Genomic DNA, 383 nt, shown 5'->3' on the forward strand with positions numbered 1-383 from the left:
GAGCAGGGCTATAAAGGCAACGGCTTCAATCCGGCGGAAGGGCTGATTAACGAATTGGCTGGTGCCTGGAAACACAGTCGTGCACGTCCGTTTGTCCATATCATGCAGGACAAAGATATCGAGGAAAACTATCACGCGCAGTTTATGGAGCAGGCGCTGCACCAGGCGGGCTTTGAAACGCGTATCTTGCGTGGATTGGATGAACTGGGCTGGGATGCTGCCGGGCAACTGATTGATGGGGAAGGGCGACTGGTTAACTGCGTGTGGAAAACCTGGGCGTGGGAAACCGCGTTTGATCAGATTCGTGAAGTTAGCGACCGTGAGTTTGCTGCGGTGCCAATCCGTACCGGTCATCCGCAAAACGAAGTGCGTCTTATCGACGT

The 383-nt window shown here is 54.3% G+C and carries 1 protein-coding gene; it reads left to right on the forward strand.

The features are described from left to right. Positions 1-383 (forward strand): glutathionylspermidine synthase family protein (locus ACNFOC_RS55905; protein ID WP_416966511.1); only part of this gene is annotated, 383 nt, incomplete at both ends.

Origin of the sequence: Streptomyces colwelliae, assembly GCF_048158785.1 — a bacterium.
Taxonomy (GTDB): Bacteria; Actinomycetota; Actinomycetes; order Streptomycetales; family Streptomycetaceae; genus Streptomyces.